This window comes from Olleya marilimosa CAM030, from assembly GCF_000518485.1.
Classification (GTDB): Bacteria; Bacteroidota; Bacteroidia; order Flavobacteriales; family Flavobacteriaceae; genus Olleya; species Olleya marilimosa.
Window position 1 is genome coordinate 196,139 of record NZ_JADR01000006.1, and the last position, 15,949, is coordinate 212,087.

The window sequence follows — 15,949 nt, forward strand, 5'->3', positions numbered from 1 at the left end:
CACACTAAGCTTGTCTAAGTGTCTAAACAAAATTTAAACTAACATATTATGAGTAATTATCACATAAAACATTTAGAAGAATACTACCAAGTCTATAGAAAATCTGTCCGAAATCCTGAGAGTTTTTGGGAAGAAATTGCCGAAGAGCATTTTATGTGGCGAAAAAAATGGGACAATGTATTAAGTTGGGATTTTTCTAAGCCAGAAGTCAAATGGTTTGAAGGTGCAAAATTGAATATCACAGAAAACTGTATAGACAGACATTTATACACAAGAGGAGACAAAACAGCGATTATTTTTGAGCCAAACAGTCCAGACGAAGAAGCATTACATATTACTTACAGAGAGCTACACGACAGAGTGTGTAGATTTGCCAATGTGCTAAAAGAAAACGGAGTTGGTAAAGGCGATCGTGTTTGTATTTACTTACCAATGATTCCAGAATTAGCAGTATCTGTGTTGGCATGTGCACGTATTGGAGCCATACACTCTGTAGTATTTGCAGGTTTTTCTGCTACAGCATTAGCAACCAGAATCAACGATAGTGATTGTAAAATGGTCATTACTAGTGACGGATCATATCGTGGTGCAAAAACCATAGACCTAAAAGGTATTGTAGACGAAGCGCTTCAGGAATGTCCTGGTGTAAATAACGTTTTAGTAGCAAAACGTATCAATTCTGATATAAACATGCAAGAAGGACGTGACCAATGGTTACAACCTTTGTTAGATGAGGCTTATCACGATTGTGTACCAGAAATTATGGATGCAGAAGATCCTTTATTTATTTTATATACCTCAGGATCGACAGGAAAACCTAAAGGAATGGTACACACAACAGCAGGATATATGGTGTATACTGCTTATACGTTTAAAAACGTATTTCAATATAGAGAACAAGACGTTTATTGGTGTACAGCAGATATAGGTTGGATAACAGGACACAGTTATATTGTGTATGGACCTTTATGTAATGGAGCCACAACAGTTATGTTTGAAGGTGTACCAAGTTATCCAGATTTTGGACGTTTTTGGGACATTGTAGAAAAACATAAAGTCAACCAATTTTATACAGCGCCAACAGCAATTAGAGCCTTAGCAAAAGAAGGCGTAGAGCATTTAGAAAAGCACGATTTATCTTCATTAAAAGTATTAGGAACCGTTGGAGAGCCAATAAATGAAGAAGCTTGGCATTGGTACGATGATAATGTTGGGAAGAAAAAATCGCCAATTGTAGATACGTGGTGGCAAACCGAAACAGGAGGAATTATGATTACTCCAATTGCCTTTTGTACACCAACAAAGCCAACCTATGCAACCTTACCATTTATAGGTATTCAGCCAGCATTAATGGATGAGCAAGGAGCAGAAATTAAAGGAAATCAAGTAGATGGACGTTTGTGTATAAAATTCCCTTGGCCAAGTATGGCTAGAACCATTTGGGGAAATCACCAACGTTATAAAGACACCTATTTCTCGGCTTATGATGGCAAATATTTTACAGGAGATGGCGCGTTACGTGATGAGGTTGGTTATTATCGTATTACTGGTCGTGTAGATGATGTTATTATTGTATCTGGTCATAACTTAGGTACAGCTCCAATTGAAGATGCCATTAACGAGCATCCTGCAGTATCAGAAAGTGCTATAGTAGGTTTTCCGCATGATATAAAAGGAAACGCATTATATGGTTACGTAACCCTTAAAGAAACTGGCGAAAGCAGAGATCCAGACAATTTGCGTAAAGAGATTAATCAGATTATTACAGAACAAATAGGACCTATTGCTAAGTTGGATAAAATCCAATTTACTAACGGATTACCTAAAACACGAAGCGGAAAAATTATGCGTCGTATTTTACGTAAAATAGCAAGTAATGAGACAGAAAATTTAGGTGACACAAGTACATTACTAAATCCTGAGTGTGTGCAAGAAATCATGGATAATGTATTGTAGATAATTAACTATTTGGGCATTACACTTTTCCGCTTAAGCTACAAAGTGTCGGGCTTTTCGTTATATCTTTTTTGAGAAAAAACAAAAAAGGATGCCACTACAATCCCTAATGCAGAAAACGCAACCTCAAAAGGTTGCGTTTTTTTGTTTAAATAAAAACAAGCCCTTTACTAAATCAATTCAAGGTAATAATTTGTAACAAACGCTGTGTTATAGCGTCCTATTAATAAGTGAAAATTATTATGTAATTTATACCTTGTAATTTAATAAAGTAGTTACGTTACAGATAGTTGTTTTTAAAATCACTTATTGTAGCATTAAACCAAAACACAATCAAAATGAAAAAACTATTACTAATTTTAACAGTGCTTATATGTAGCTTTCAAGCAAATGCACAAGAGACTAAAATTCCAGAAGAAGTTAAAACATACATTCAGTCAAGAGTTAATAATCAAGTTAATGTGGGTATTGTGGTAGGCTATATGGTTGGAGATCAAGTTGATTATTACAGTTTTGGCAATACAGCAATGACTAATGGTGCACCTGTGGATAAAAATTCAGTATTTGAGATTGGGTCAATTTCAAAAACATTTACAACAACCATTTTAGCACTAAAGGTTAATAATGGAGAGATGAGTTTAGATGATCCGATTTCAAAATACTTACCAGAAACAGTTAAAGTACCTACTAAAAATGGTAAAGAGATTACATTAAAACATTTAGCTACACACACCTCTGCACTTCCACGCATGCCAGATAATATGGAGCCTAAAGACATCAATAATCCATTTGCAGATTATACTTATGATAAACTTTACAGTTTCATTTCTAACCATGAGTTAACAAGAGATATTGGTGTTTTTAGTGAATATTCTAATTTAGGAATGGGATTACTTGGTCACATTTTAGAGCTTCAAAGTGGTTTGACCTTTGAAGAATTAGTAATAAAACATATTGCAAACCCTTTGCAAATGGATAATACCAGACTAGTACTAACAGAACAAATGACTAAGCGCTTAGCAAAAGGACATGCAGGATTATCAGAAACTAAAAATTGGGATATCATTACTTTAGGAGGAGCAGGAGGAATAAGGTCTACAACAAGCGATATGGTAAAATATATTCAAGCCAATTTAAATAGTGACTCCGGAAATACAACATTAGATAAAGCTATGCAGTTAGCACATCAATCAGCTTTTAAAAGTAACGATCAGCATATAGAAATGGCGTTAGCTTGGCACATCGAAAATGGTAAATTTTTAATGCATAATGGCGCAACAGGTGGCTATTGTGCAATGTCTGCTATGGATAAAGCTTCAAAAAAAGGTGTAATCGTACTAACAAATAGCAATGAAAACGTAGATGCTATTGCTATTAAATTAATGGTGCCTTCCTATCCTTTAAAACCAGTAAAACCATCAATAGCAAAAGTAATGGCTAAAAAAATTAAAGATAGCAGTATAGATGAGGCTATCATGTTTTATAAAGACGCTAAAGGAAGTCAAGCAGACACCTATAATTTTGATGTAGACCAGCTTAACACCTTAGGTTATCAGTTTTTAGAAGAAGACCAAAATGAAATTGCTTTGGCATTATTTAAATTAAATGTTGTTCAATTTCCGGAAGCATCAAATCCATATGACTCTTTAGCAGAGGCTTATTTAAAAACAGGAAACAATGACTTAGCTATACTTAATTACAAAAAGTCATTAGACATAAATCCAGCTAACACCAATGCAAGTGATGTATTAAAAACATTAGGTGTAAATATAGACCAAGTAGTTGTGGCTCCAGAAATTTTAAAAACTTATGTAGGTAAATATCAATTAGCACCAGCTTTTTTTATTACAGTTACCTTAGCGGATGATCGTTTATATTTACAAGCAACAGGACAATCAAAATTTGAGATTTATCCTTCAGATTATAATAAGTTTTATCTAAAAGTAGTAGAGGCTAAAGTTGAATTTAAAGCTAATCCTGAAGGACAAATTGATAGTATGATATTATATCAAAACGGTCAAGTATTACCTGGTCAGCGCGTAGAATAATAAAATTAATTCGCGATATTTGCAATGTACATGCAAATATGATAAACATTAGAGAATATATAGAGAAAACAGTGGTTATATCTGATCAAGATTGGCAACTGTTTTCGTCTAAATTAGAGAATAGAATTTTTAAAAAGAAAAGTACTATACTAGACGTTGGCGAGACTGAAAACTATATTTCGTTTATAGAAAAAGGTATCGCTCGTTTTTTAATTCCTAAGGAAGAAAAAGAAAAAGACATCACTTTTGGTTTTTGTTTTAAAAATGAGTTTGTAAGTGCTTACGATTCTTTTTTAACCAGAAAGCCTTCTTTATATAAACTTCAAGCCTTAACAGATATGTCAGTGTGGAGTATTTCATATGATGATCTTCAGGAAGTATACGAAAAAAGCTTTGCAGGTAATGTTATTGGTCGTTTATCCTCAGAGCGTTTGTTTTTAATTAAATCCAAACGAGAGCAATCGCTTTTAAACGAAACAGCAGAAGAGCGTTACCTTAAGTTATTTACAGAGCGTCCTAATTTGATAAAAGAGATTCCGTTAAAATACGTAGCGTCTTATATTGGTGTCACTCCTCAGGCTTTAAGTAGGATTAGAAAACGAATTTCTTAACTTAGGTTCATTGTATAACTACATTTGTATATAGACCTTTGCCAATAAAGCAAAGTCTATGACTATATTAATATTTATCATAATTTTATGGTATACAGGTTTGTTCTTTCAGACCTTTTTTTTACATCGTTACGCAGCACATCAAACCTTTACTATGTCAAAAATGACAGAGCGTGTTTGCTTTGTATTGACTTGGGTGTTTCAGGGTAGTAATTATTTAAGTGCTTATGGATATGGTGTAATGCATAGGATGCATCATGCGTACGCTGACACTGAAAAAGATCCACATTCGCCTAAATATGATACTAATTTGTTTACCATGATGTGGCGCACAAAAAATATTTATCAGGATATTAATAAAAAACGTGTTGCAGTAGCAGATAAGTTTACTAAAAACGTACCACAATGGAAGGCGTTTGATAAGATAGCAAGTTCTAGAATTTCAAGATTATCATGGGCTGCAGCTTACATTGTGTTTTTTAGTGTCTTTGCAACTGCTTGGTGGCAATGGTTATTACTACCTATCGCTTTTTTTATGGCGCCAATCCATGGAGTTATTATAAACTGGTTTGCTCATATTTATGGCTATCGTAATTTTAAAGTTAGTGATACGTCTAAAAATTTATTGCCAGTAGATATTTTAATGATGGGAGAAGGATATCATAACAACCACCACTCACATAGTGGACGTGCAAATTTTGGAGTACGTTGGTTTGAAATAGATTTTACATATTGCATAATGTATGTTTTAGATAAACTACATATCATAAAAATTAAAAAAACTGCTAATTAATTAGCAGTTTTTTTTTTGCTTAAATGTTTAGCCTAATAAAGGTTAGCTTTTATATAAAGCTGTTTTTTAATGCTTTACAAATGGTTTGGATTTAGACGAATAAAAAGTAAAATAGACGATTTAGCTTTAGTTATTAAAAAGTAAATAAGTACATAAATAACTAAATATAAGTTTCTATTTTAGAGGTATGAAAACCAACCTAAAATCATTTCTTCTTATATATATATGTGTTACTAGTCTTTTATGTAACAAGGCCTTTTCACAGCATAAAACTGACAGTTTATCTTACTATACAAGAGCTATTGAAAAAGTAACTTCTGAAGAGACGCTAGCTAAGGCGTATCAATATTTAATTGAACATTTAGAAGTTAAAAAGAAACAAAACAACAAATTAGGTATAGCATATGATTTGTATTTTTTAGCAAGAATAGACTACAAAGTAGGTTTTTATGATGATAGTGAAGTTAGTGCTGTAGAAGCTTTAAAGATTCTAGATGGTCTAAAAGTAAACGATTATAATACTAAACTAAAAACAGGAGTATTAAATCTTTTAGGACAAGTTTATAATCAAAAAAACATGTTTGATAAAGCTAATGAGACGTATTTAAAAGCGTTATCTATTACTTCAACTTCCAGAGATAGTTTGGTATTATATAATAACATATCTAATATTTATAAAAATCAAAAATTATATAGTAACGCTAAGAACACTTTAGTAAAAGCGATTAAATTATTTAATAGGGTTGAGGACTCAATAGAGAAGGCTAGAGTAATTGATAATTTAGGATTTATAAAATTTAAATTAAATAATCAAGGTGCATTTGACGATTTAAGCACTGCCTATAACATACGTCAAAGTTCTGATAATATAGCAGAGTTATATCCAAGCTATAAAAATTTATCCGAATATTATTTAAGTAAAAAGGATACAGTTCAAGCATTATCCTTTGCAATAAAAGCATATGACGTTGCTAATAAAGTAAACAGCTTGTCCTACAAATTAGATGCTGTTAAGACAAGATATACCTTAGGCGATAATTCTGTTTTTAAAGAGTATTCCTTTTTAAATGATAGCTTGTTAAAAGCAGCAAAACTAAGCCAAAATAAGTTTGCATTGTTAAAATATAACGTAAGTAAAAGCCAATTAGAATCTCAAATAGAAAAGTCACAAAAACAAGTCTATCAATTATTAGCAGTTGTAATATTGATTTTAGCTTTGGGGTTACTTTATTTTTTTAGAGCAAAACATAAAAAAGAAAAACTAAAAGAGGTTTATACAACAGAAACTAGAATATCCAAAAAAGTACATGATGAGGTTGCAAATGATGTTTATCAAATAATGACAAAATTGCAAAGCAATGATAACATAAATGAAGATGTTTTGGACGATTTGGAGCAGATTTATCTTAAAACTAGAGATATTTCTAAAGAAAATAGCACAATACATGTTAATCAAGATTTTGAAATCTTACTTACAGATTTATTAGCTAATTATAGTAGTAATCAGGTTAATGTTATAACAAAGGACATAGTAAAGGTAGATTGGAAAAAGGTGTCAGATGTTAAAAAGACTGCACTTTACAGAGTTTTACAAGAGTTAATGACCAATATGAAAAAGCATAGCCAAGCTAATATTGTAGTGGTTGTGTTTAGTCAAAAAAATAAAAAAGTGACTATTAATTACAACGATAATGGTGTAGGAACACTATTAAAAAAGAATAATGGTTTGCAAAATGTGGAAAACCGTATTCAATCTGTTGGAGGAACAATTACTTTTACATCCACAATTAATAAAGGGTTTAAAGCAAACATTATATTATAAAGTATGTTTAGTAAAGTAATTATATCAGACGATTTAGGTAGTATTAGTCAAGGCGTTTTATCTGTCTTAGGTAATTTATCCATAACTAATGTCACACAAGTGCAATATTGTGATGATGCTTATCTTAAAATATCTAAAGCAATTCTAGATCAAGAACCATTTGAGTTATTAATTACAGATTTATCGTTTATTGCAGACCACAGAGATCAAAAATATAAGTCAGGGGAAGAGCTTGTTGCAGCTTTAAAGCAACAAAACCCAGATTTAAAGATTATTGTATACTCGGTAGAAGATAGATTGCAAAAAGTAAGGGTATTGGTTAATAAACATAACATTGATGGTTACGTTTGCAAAGGTAGACGTGGATTGATAGAACTTGATCAGGCTATTGTTACGACATATCAAAATGGTCAATATTTATCACCTCAAGTACAACAAGCTTTAAGTCCAAAGTCTAATTTAGAGATTGATGATTATGATATTTTATTAATTAAACTACTATCTAATGGTTTGTCTCAAGAGCAAATTAGAGAACAACTAAAAATAGATAATATTTCACCTAACAGCTTGAGTACTATCGAAAAAAAGCTAAATAAATTACGTATTCAGTTTAAAGCTAACAATGCAATACATCTTGTAGCAATTGTTAAAGATTTAGGATTAATTTAAAATAAAAGTAAGTCATTACGGGAAACCGTAAAATACATAAGCAAACAAGTCTTAAAATTGTATGCTAATTAATTAATAATGTTTTTTTCTAAGGGAAAAAACTTTAGGCAATCCTTAGTGATTGCCTTATTTATAATTTACTATAACCAAGTAAATTGTTTTGAGTTTACAGAAATAATTATAGCTAATTGTCATTATGTTTGCTCAAGTAAAGCCTTGCAATTAATTGTAGGGCTTTTTTTATTTAGTAATAATCTAATAATTAAAATTTTAATTGAATAAAAGGTTCAAATTTACATTTGTATGCTACTTTTCATTACATTTAATTAATATGTAATTAATTTTTAAATACAGTAATTATGGCTAAATCACAAGACGCAAAAAAAAATGTAAAAAAGGAAGCGACGCTATCTCCTAAAGAAAAAAAGGCTGCTAAACTTGCTAAAAAAGCAACAAGAAAATAAGAGCTACACTATAGATTGTTAAAACCACTCAAAAATGAGTGGTTTTTTAATTTAAAGCTATTACCTTTAGCTATATTATAAAAATTCAACTTAATATTTATGGATATAAAATTAGCAGTACTTATTGATGGAGACAATATTCCGTCTGCATATGTAAAGGAGATGATGGAGGAAATTGCTAAATATGGTAACCCAACAATTAAACGTATTTATGGAGATTGGACTAAACCAAACCTTAATAAATGGAAAAGTTTATTGCTAGAAAATGCCATAACACCAATACAACAGTATGGTTATACTACAGGTAAAAATGCTACAGATTCTGCCATGATTATTGATGCAATGGATATTTTGTATTCAGAGAAAGTGGATGGCTTTTGCTTAGTATCTAGTGATAGCGATTTTACGCGTCTTGCAACGCGTTTACGTGAAGCAGGAATGAAAGTATATGGTATTGGAGAAAAGAAGACACCAAACCCTTTTATAGTCGCTTGTGATAAGTTTATTTACATAGAAATACTTAAAAACCTAACCGAAGACAGTACATTAGAGCCTACAACCAAATCTTCTAACTCCAAAAATAATTACGATACCATCACACAAAAGGAAATCAAGCTTATTGCTACAACTATTGATGATGTAGCAGATGATGATGGTTGGGCGTTTTTAGGTGATGTTGGAAGTTTATTACAAAAAAAGCAACCTAATTTTGATTCCAGAAACTACGGTTTTCAAAAGCTAACACCTTTAATTAATAGTATTCCAGCGTTTGAAATTGATAGTCGTGAGGACACCAGAGGTCGCATGAAATTAATTTATGTCAGAATTAAAGAGGTAAAACCTAAAAGCAGAAAGCGATAATTAATCAAGCCATTATATGTGCCATAATTTAAGGCAATTGCGATACTTTATAACGTGCACTTAATAAATCCTGAATTTCTTTAATAGGCTTAAAGCAACCTTTAAGTTTTAACTTGTTGTTTTTACTTAAGTTTTTTACATCTGTAAATTGGCCAGAGTCATTATGTTTTAAACCTTGTTTGGTTCTAAAACGTAATAGCACTCTAAAGGCGTTTATACAAGAGTCAAACAAATCTTTGTGCTGTGGTTCAATTTCAGCTAGTTTTTGATAGCGTGCAATAGTATTGTTTAAATCCTTAACATCGTGCGATAAAATTAAAACACGTGCAGCATCTACAAGTGGCATTATAGCTCTAGATTTAATATCAAATTGATCTTTATGTTCACCAGAATGTTCCACTAAAAAGCTTCTAAAAAAGCTTAAAGGTGCAGGCTTTTTTAAAGCATTTCTACCCATAAAAGTCAAAAATATTTCATGACTATGTATGGCACTAAAAATATTGTCAGACATTCCGCTAACCAAGCTTTGGTTTCCATAAACAAAGTTGTAGTCAAAAAAGATATTACATAACATCATTTTATCCTCATCAGAATGGGTTATCCAATTTGTAAATTGCGACTTCCAGTCAGACACAGTCAAACACCATTTAGGGTTACTTGCCATCATATTATCAGGACACAACTTAAAGCCAACAATAGCTAGTTTTTGGTTTACTGCAGTGGCTAATTTTAAAAAGTAAGCTTTTGTTTTGTAGTCTTCCGTACTGTCTTCGTATACTAAAGCATTGTCTTGATCTGTATATAATAATTGTTCTTTTCTACCTTGACTCCCAATGGCTAACCAAGCAAAAGAGACAGGAGGTTCTTGTTTAAATTCTGCAATTGTTAAATCAATAAGACGTGATGTAATAGCATCATTTATTGCCGAAATTATTTTAGATATAAAACTTATCGGAATGCTTTGTTTAAGATAGCCTTTTAATAATTCTTGGGCTTTTTCTCTAATATATTTTAACGATTCAGCTGAATTTGCACGTTTTATCTCTTTAATTAAAACCGAAGGATTATTACCATAAATTACAATAATATCATGCTCTGAGAGTATACCAATTAACTCAGAATATGGTGTCCCATCTTTAGTTATACATAGGTGTGAAATATCATTTTTTAGCATCGCAATTTGCGCTTCGGCAACAGATATGCTATCGGGAAACGTAATAACAGGAGAAGACATAATAGCTTCCACAGTATCTGTAATAGCGTGTAATCCTGTAGCCACTTTATTACGCAAATCTTTGTCTGTAATAATACCAATTGGCTGTTTGTTATTAGTGATTACAATAGATCCCACTTTGTTATTACTCATTATTTGCGAAGCTTCTTGTATGCTAATTAGTGGATTACAAACCACTGGATTTTTAGAAAACTTAGCCGATTGCATTTCAGTAAAACTAGAGGCTTCAGGTTTTAAAACACCAATGTTAGCAAACAATGTACCCTTGTCTTCATCACTATAAGGGTTACGTGTATTAGTAGCAAAACTGGCAATTAAAAACTGATTAGCTTTTGGATTATTTATAATAACCTCTTCAATAACTTTTGCAGGTATAGCGTAAATTATACTTTGCTCAATAGCTCGTGCATCTAATAAATAGTGGTCTTTTCGGATTAAAGCACGTAATCCAAAAATATCTCCTGCATCGCATTTGTCAACTAATTTATCATCTTTAAAAACACCAATCGCACCAGCTTTTACAACATAAAAAGCATCTTGTAAAGCTTCATTTTGTTTAAAAATAAAATTATCCTTTTCTATGTAAATCACATCAACTTCAGACGCAATAGCAAACAACTGCTCTTGACTTAAAGCATCAAAAGGAGGAAAGCCTTTAAGGAAATCTAAAATACGTTCTGTAATGGCGTTTTTCATCTTACTAATTTATGCAAAATTAATAGGTTAAAACTGGACTATTACTATCATTTTGTTAAAATAATTAGCACAAGAAAAAGACATATTATTTGATTAACTTAGTCTTCTAATTATCAAGTTTATGAAAACCAAACTATTTATTCTAAGTCTATTGTTTGTTTTATGTTTTAATTGTAAAAAAACAGAAAAAATAACTATTGCAGAAACAGCTAATACTGCAGAAAATTATTTAAAACCTAATACAGAAGATCAATTTTTAGGAGGTATTAAAATGATTCCGATTACAACACCTAAAGGCGAATTTAAGGTTTGGACTAAACGCGTTGGAAATAACCCAACAATGAAGGTGCTTTTATTACATGGTGGTCCAGGAATGACACATGAGATTTATGAGTGTTTTGATGGTTACTTTCCGCAGGAAAATATAGAGTATTACTACTACGATCAATTAGGGTCATATTATAGTGATCAACCCAAAGATTTAAGTTTATGGGATTTGGACAGATTTGTAGAAGAAGTAGAGCAAGTCAGAGTTGCATTAGGTTTAAATAAAGATAACTTTTATTTATATGGACAATCTTGGGGAGGAATTTTGGGCATGCAATACGCTTTAAAATATCAAGACAATTTAAAAGGGTTAATTATATCTAACATGGTAGCCTCCATACCTGATTATCAAAAATATTCTGACCAGGTGTTAGCACCAAAATTAGATCCTGAAGTTTTAAAAGAAATTATGAGCTATGAGGATAAAGAAGATTACACAAATCAAAGATATTTAGATTTAATAGTTGAAAATTATTATACCAAACATGTTATAAGAATGCCAGTCAAAGATTGGCCAGAACCTATTAACAGAGGCTTTAAGCACTTAAATCCTGATGTATATGTCACTATGCAAGGACCAAGTGAGTTTGGTATTAAAGGTAACGCAACGCTTAAAAACTGGGATGTTAAAGACCGTTTAAAAGAAATAAAAACACCAACCCTTACCATTGGAGCAACGCATGATACCATGGATCCAGAACACATGAAATGGATTAGTACCGAAGTCCAAAATGGACGTTTTTTGCTTTGCCCAAATGGCAGTCATTTATCTCAATTTGATGATCAAAAGATGTTTTTTAAAGGGTTAATTAGTTTTATAAAAGATGTAGATTCTGGTGCGTTTTAATACGTGTCAGGTACATCAGTTAAGGATTTTAGATAAGCTATAATGGCTTGCTGCTCGGTTTCTGTTAAGTTTAAATTATCAAAAGGAAGGGTTTGATGGTCCAAATCAAAACCCAGTCCACCACCTCCACCAAGGTTGTAAAAATTTAGGACTTCTTCTAAAGTTGTATAGACGCCATTATGCATATATGGTCCTGTTATTGCAACGTTTCTAACCGTTGGCGTTTTAAACATACCTTTATGTAAGGCCTCTTTATACTTATAATAAAAGCCAGAATCGTCGTCTAGGTTTTTATTTTGGGCTGTTTTTGGAACACCTATCACTTCTTTTTCGGTTTCAGTGAAAAAAGGTGGTACAGTTCCACTAGTTAAAGGCATAAAATGGCATGTGGCACATAATGCTTTTCCCATAAATAGGTTGTAACCTAAGGTTTCTTCATCTGTAAAATTATCAAGTTCGCCTCTAATATTTTTATCAAATTTAGAGTCAAAACCGTTTAAAGTAGAAATATAAGCAGACAATGCTTTAATAACATTGGTATTATTTTTTGGTACTTGTCCATACGCTTCTTTAAATAATGTAATGTAAGTAGAGTCTTGTAAAATAGCTTTAGAAAAGGTGTGAACGTTAGTGTTAAACTCTTTGTCATTTAAAAATACAGATGAAATTTGTTCAATCATCGTTTCAGATCTACCATCCCAAAAAAAGCTTTTTTGAAAGGCACTATTTATTAAAGTTGGTGTGTTACGTTGTAATGGTTTACCATTATTATCCAAATTAACAACCATTGCATCTGCATATCCTAAAGCTGGACTATGACAGGTAACACAAGCCATACTGTTGTTAGCAGAAAGTTGTGTGTCAAAAAACAATTTTTCGCCCAAAGCAATTTGTTTATCGCTTGGGTTACGGTTAGTTGTTGCTGTAAAATAATTTAAGTTGAAACTGTTGCTTTCAAAAAAAGTAGGTGCATCAAAATTGAATGGTTCGGTATTAGTAGGTTTCCAAATGTCAGCTGTTTTGCGGATAGAAACCCAATGACGTGTGATTGGATTTAGGTAATCTCTGGTAAACGTAAACCTATCAAAAGTATCAAAATCCTGATGTTGATTGATGTAATTAATTGCTTTCAAAATAGAGCTGTTAAACGCGTCATCTATGGTTTTGTCTTTTTTGACAATAGAGGCTTTTATGGTTTTATTATAAACGTTTTGAAGGCTTTTTAATGAAATAGCACTCTCTTTTATACCTAAATGGCTAACAGGTGTATCAAACCCTGACATACCTAAACTTACAATACGTAATAACTGTTGGTGTGTAGCTATAAAAAAGCGTTGAGGTGTTAACGCTCTGTTTTGCATATTTTCTTTTAATATAGCAAATAACCCTTGTGTTACGTAGATTTCTTGATTAAAATCTGTGACAGACGTCTCCTGCTCATAAATACTTTCTTCTATTTTTTGAAGACCAATTGGTTTTAATATTTTGCCAGTATCTTCTTTATACACAGGAAGTGCAGGACCATTAGCTCTGTGTCCTACTTCAGGATTTAAATACGAGGCAAAAGGTTCTGCTTTTTTAAAAGCCTCTCGTGCTAATGTAAAGTAGTGTTTGGTGTTTTTACCTTTTAGACCTTCGGTTTTTAAGCTGTCTAAGTATTTGGAAGCAAGGTCTATATTATCTATGTAATACTTTTGAGCACTGTCCCAATTAATGACGTCTATAGTTTCGGTTTTGTCAGCTTTACAGCTTAAAAGTGTTATAAAAAGGGTTAGAATAATTAAAAACGAATGGAATGATTTCATGTTAAATTTGTAATAAACAAAATGAATCTCCATTAAAAAACAGAGATTCATTATTAATAATAAAAAGCGTAGTCTTATCTAGGTAATCCTTGTAATAAAACAATTTGTCCACCTTGGTTGTGTGGTAAATTAGTCGAAATAAAGTCGTCGCTTTTCCAGTAATGTGGTTGTAAGTTTAGGATAAAAGTATCTGGCACACCAACTTTGTCAGAAATGTCAATTAACGCTCCAAACTCTCCTGATAAAGAGGTGCTTCCTGTAGGAGATAAGTTGCTTTCAATTTTTAAATCTAAAACAGCTGTTGGGTTGTTACCGTTTAAATCTGTTTGGTAGATTCTTGCTGCATGACCTCTAGAAAAAGAATTAGGATCTTCTTGGATATAAATATAGTTTTCAGTCACACAAATGTTATCAGGACTTTGTAAACTAGATAAGTTTCCGTCTTGATTATTAGTGTCTGTATTACCGCTAACGATTTGTGTTAATTGACCTTGTAATGGGTTGTTGGCATCTAAGTTTAATTTGTAAACGGTTCCCCAATCATTATAAGTTCCTGCTCCAGGACCTCTTCCAGTAACTGCAAAATAGACGTTTCTACCATTGGCATCACTTCCTTTTTGGTAATCAACATCTTCCACACGCATAAACTGAGAAGCAAAGACATTACTACAAGCAGTTTCCATTTCGTTTTTAGTCATTGACGCACCATTTTCTATTTCAACAAACTCGACATCATACGTCATACCAAAGTCTAAGCTTCCTTCGTTGTACACCGTATTTGGAGCAACATCTTGAACACCTCCAATGCCATCAGACATTTCTTTTAAACGTAAAACATATATTTTACCGTTAGTTAAGTCTGCGTCTCCATTTTCTGATAAGTACATAATAACTTGACCTTCAGATCCACTAGAGTCATCATCTCCACCAATTATTACGGTTTTACCAGCATAAGAATTTTGAGGTAATGGTACTGCGTTTTCCCAAGAAAATTCACCTAAAGCATCCAATCCAAAATCTGCAGTAGGTGTTGGAGTTTCTACCCAAGGATCAATAGCTTTAACATCGTATGCAATACTTTCTGAAGCAGATAAAAAGATATCTTGAGTACCACCATGTATTGCAGCTTCCCACATTGTACCAGAACATTGTCTAGCAAAATCAGCAACTCCAGCGTTTAACAACCATTCTCCTTTTATAGGTCTCATGTTTTCGTCAAATCTAATTCTAGAGACACTATAATCGTCCTCTGCATTGACAACATAAATATATTCGTTACCATCTTTTAATAAACCAGCACCATCTTGTGCACCAACTAAACGGAATCCATTAGGTAAATAATCTGTTGAGCTAATTAAAGAGTAAGCTTTTACAGTATTAAAATTAGAACTAATATCTACTAAAGGATCTAAAGCAGATTTGTTACTAAATAATTCTTCGGTAGGTGTAAAATCTTGTCCATCCTGACCGTTAGTTCCGTCTAATCCATTTTCTCCTTCACAGCCTACTAGTCCAAATCCAAGACTTGAAAGTATACATAATTGAAAAAAACGTTGTTTAAATAATTTCATTGTATTTGATTGTTTAAGTGGTTAATTTTTGTCAAAACTAAGGTCAAGAGATGCAATGTGTGTTAACTTAAAATGAATGAAGTTTTAAGAAAACTTTACGCTAATGTTACTATGTAAATAAAGTGTTAATTAAATATTTTAAGATTATAATTTATTGATTTATAGTTGTTTAAAACCGTTTTGGCGCTTATTTAGTATTTACGTTTTATTTAAGATTAGTTAATCTATGGATAACTTTAAAACGT

General features: G+C 32.0%; 11 protein-coding genes. 8 read left to right on the forward strand and 3 right to left on the reverse strand.

The window, feature by feature from the left end; all coding sequences use genetic code 11:
- Window positions 1-48: 48 nt before the first annotated feature.
- The 7 genes from acs to M890_RS0108335 all read left to right on the forward strand — a co-directional run bounded on the left by acs (window position 49) and on the right by M890_RS0108335 (window position 9,224).
- Window positions 49-1,956, forward strand: coding sequence for an acetate--CoA ligase (gene acs, locus M890_RS0108300; RefSeq protein WP_028283089.1), 1,908 nt, complete (start codon window positions 49-51; stop codon window positions 1,954-1,956).
- 338 nt (window positions 1,957-2,294) lie between these two features.
- Window positions 2,295-4,004, forward strand: coding sequence for a serine hydrolase (locus M890_RS16455; RefSeq protein WP_157243269.1), 1,710 nt, complete (start codon window positions 2,295-2,297; stop codon window positions 4,002-4,004).
- A 38-nt stretch (window positions 4,005-4,042) separates the two neighbouring features.
- Window positions 4,043-4,615 (forward strand): Crp/Fnr family transcriptional regulator, encoded by a 573-nt coding sequence (locus M890_RS0108310; RefSeq protein ID WP_028283090.1) that lies wholly within the window; start codon window positions 4,043-4,045, stop codon window positions 4,613-4,615.
- A 58-nt stretch (window positions 4,616-4,673) separates the two neighbouring features.
- A complete protein-coding gene (locus M890_RS0108315) occupies window positions 4,674-5,408 on the forward strand; it encodes an acyl-CoA desaturase (protein WP_028283091.1) in 735 nt (244 codons plus the stop codon).
- Window positions 5,409-5,595: 187 nt separating this feature from the next.
- Window positions 5,596-7,230 carry a tetratricopeptide repeat-containing sensor histidine kinase gene (locus M890_RS0108320; protein WP_028283092.1) on the forward strand — a complete coding sequence of 545 codons (1,635 nt, stop codon included), beginning with the start codon at window positions 5,596-5,598 and terminating at the stop codon, window positions 7,228-7,230.
- A 3-nt stretch (window positions 7,231-7,233) separates the two neighbouring features.
- The gene (locus M890_RS0108325; protein WP_028283093.1) at window positions 7,234-7,899 is read left to right on the forward strand and encodes a response regulator transcription factor; all 666 of its coding nucleotides are present in this window, start codon (window positions 7,234-7,236) and stop codon (window positions 7,897-7,899) included.
- Window positions 7,900-8,462: 563 nt separating this feature from the next.
- Window positions 8,463-9,224 (forward strand): NYN domain-containing protein, encoded by a 762-nt coding sequence (locus M890_RS0108335; RefSeq protein WP_028283094.1) that lies wholly within the window; start codon window positions 8,463-8,465, stop codon window positions 9,222-9,224.
- A 28-nt stretch (window positions 9,225-9,252) separates the two neighbouring features.
- Here the strand turns inward: M890_RS0108335 and M890_RS0108340 are convergent, their stop codons facing one another.
- Window positions 9,253-11,154, reverse strand: a complete 1,902-nt coding sequence (locus M890_RS0108340) for a DUF294 nucleotidyltransferase-like domain-containing protein (RefSeq protein WP_028283095.1) — start codon at window positions 11,152-11,154, stop codon at window positions 9,253-9,255.
- A 121-nt stretch (window positions 11,155-11,275) separates the two neighbouring features.
- On the opposite strand from M890_RS0108340, the gene M890_RS0108345 reads away from it, so the two are divergent.
- On the forward strand, window positions 11,276-12,328 hold the full coding sequence (locus M890_RS0108345; protein ID WP_028283096.1) for a proline iminopeptidase-family hydrolase: 1,053 nt from the start codon (window positions 11,276-11,278) through the stop codon (window positions 12,326-12,328).
- Here M890_RS0108345 and M890_RS0108350 read toward each other — a convergent pair.
- Together M890_RS0108350 and M890_RS0108355 are read right to left on the reverse strand one after the other, a co-directional pair.
- Entirely contained in the window at window positions 12,325-14,133 is a 1,809-nt protein-coding gene (locus M890_RS0108350; RefSeq protein WP_028283097.1) for a cytochrome-c peroxidase, read from the reverse strand. The two genes, M890_RS0108345 and M890_RS0108350, sit on opposite strands and share 4 nt — an antisense overlap.
- A gap of 74 nt (window positions 14,134-14,207) precedes the next feature.
- The gene (locus M890_RS0108355) at window positions 14,208-15,704 is read right to left on the reverse strand and encodes a PhoX family protein (protein ID WP_028283098.1); all 1,497 of its coding nucleotides are present in this window, start codon (window positions 15,702-15,704) and stop codon (window positions 14,208-14,210) included.
- Window positions 15,705-15,949 lie beyond the last annotated feature (245 nt).

Coding starts and splice junctions, on each gene's coding strand:
- acs (WP_028283089.1), top strand. CDS start 49: ATGAGTAATTATCACATAAAACATTTAGAAGAATACTACCAAGTCTAT.
- M890_RS16455 (WP_157243269.1), top strand. CDS start 2,295: ATGAAAAAACTATTACTAATTTTAACAGTGCTTATATGTAGCTTTCAA.
- M890_RS0108310 (WP_028283090.1), top strand. CDS start 4,043: ATGATAAACATTAGAGAATATATAGAGAAAACAGTGGTTATATCTGAT.
- M890_RS0108315 (WP_028283091.1), top strand. CDS start 4,674: ATGACTATATTAATATTTATCATAATTTTATGGTATACAGGTTTGTTC.
- M890_RS0108320 (WP_028283092.1), top strand. CDS start 5,596: ATGAAAACCAACCTAAAATCATTTCTTCTTATATATATATGTGTTACT.
- M890_RS0108325 (WP_028283093.1), top strand. CDS start 7,234: ATGTTTAGTAAAGTAATTATATCAGACGATTTAGGTAGTATTAGTCAA.
- M890_RS0108335 (WP_028283094.1), top strand. CDS start 8,463: ATGGATATAAAATTAGCAGTACTTATTGATGGAGACAATATTCCGTCT.
- M890_RS0108340 (WP_028283095.1), bottom strand. CDS start 11,154: ATGAAAAACGCCATTACAGAACGTATTTTAGATTTCCTTAAAGGCTTT.
- M890_RS0108345 (WP_028283096.1), top strand. CDS start 11,276: ATGAAAACCAAACTATTTATTCTAAGTCTATTGTTTGTTTTATGTTTT.
- M890_RS0108350 (WP_028283097.1), bottom strand. CDS start 14,133: ATGAAATCATTCCATTCGTTTTTAATTATTCTAACCCTTTTTATAACA.
- M890_RS0108355 (WP_028283098.1), bottom strand. CDS start 15,704: ATGAAATTATTTAAACAACGTTTTTTTCAATTATGTATACTTTCAAGT.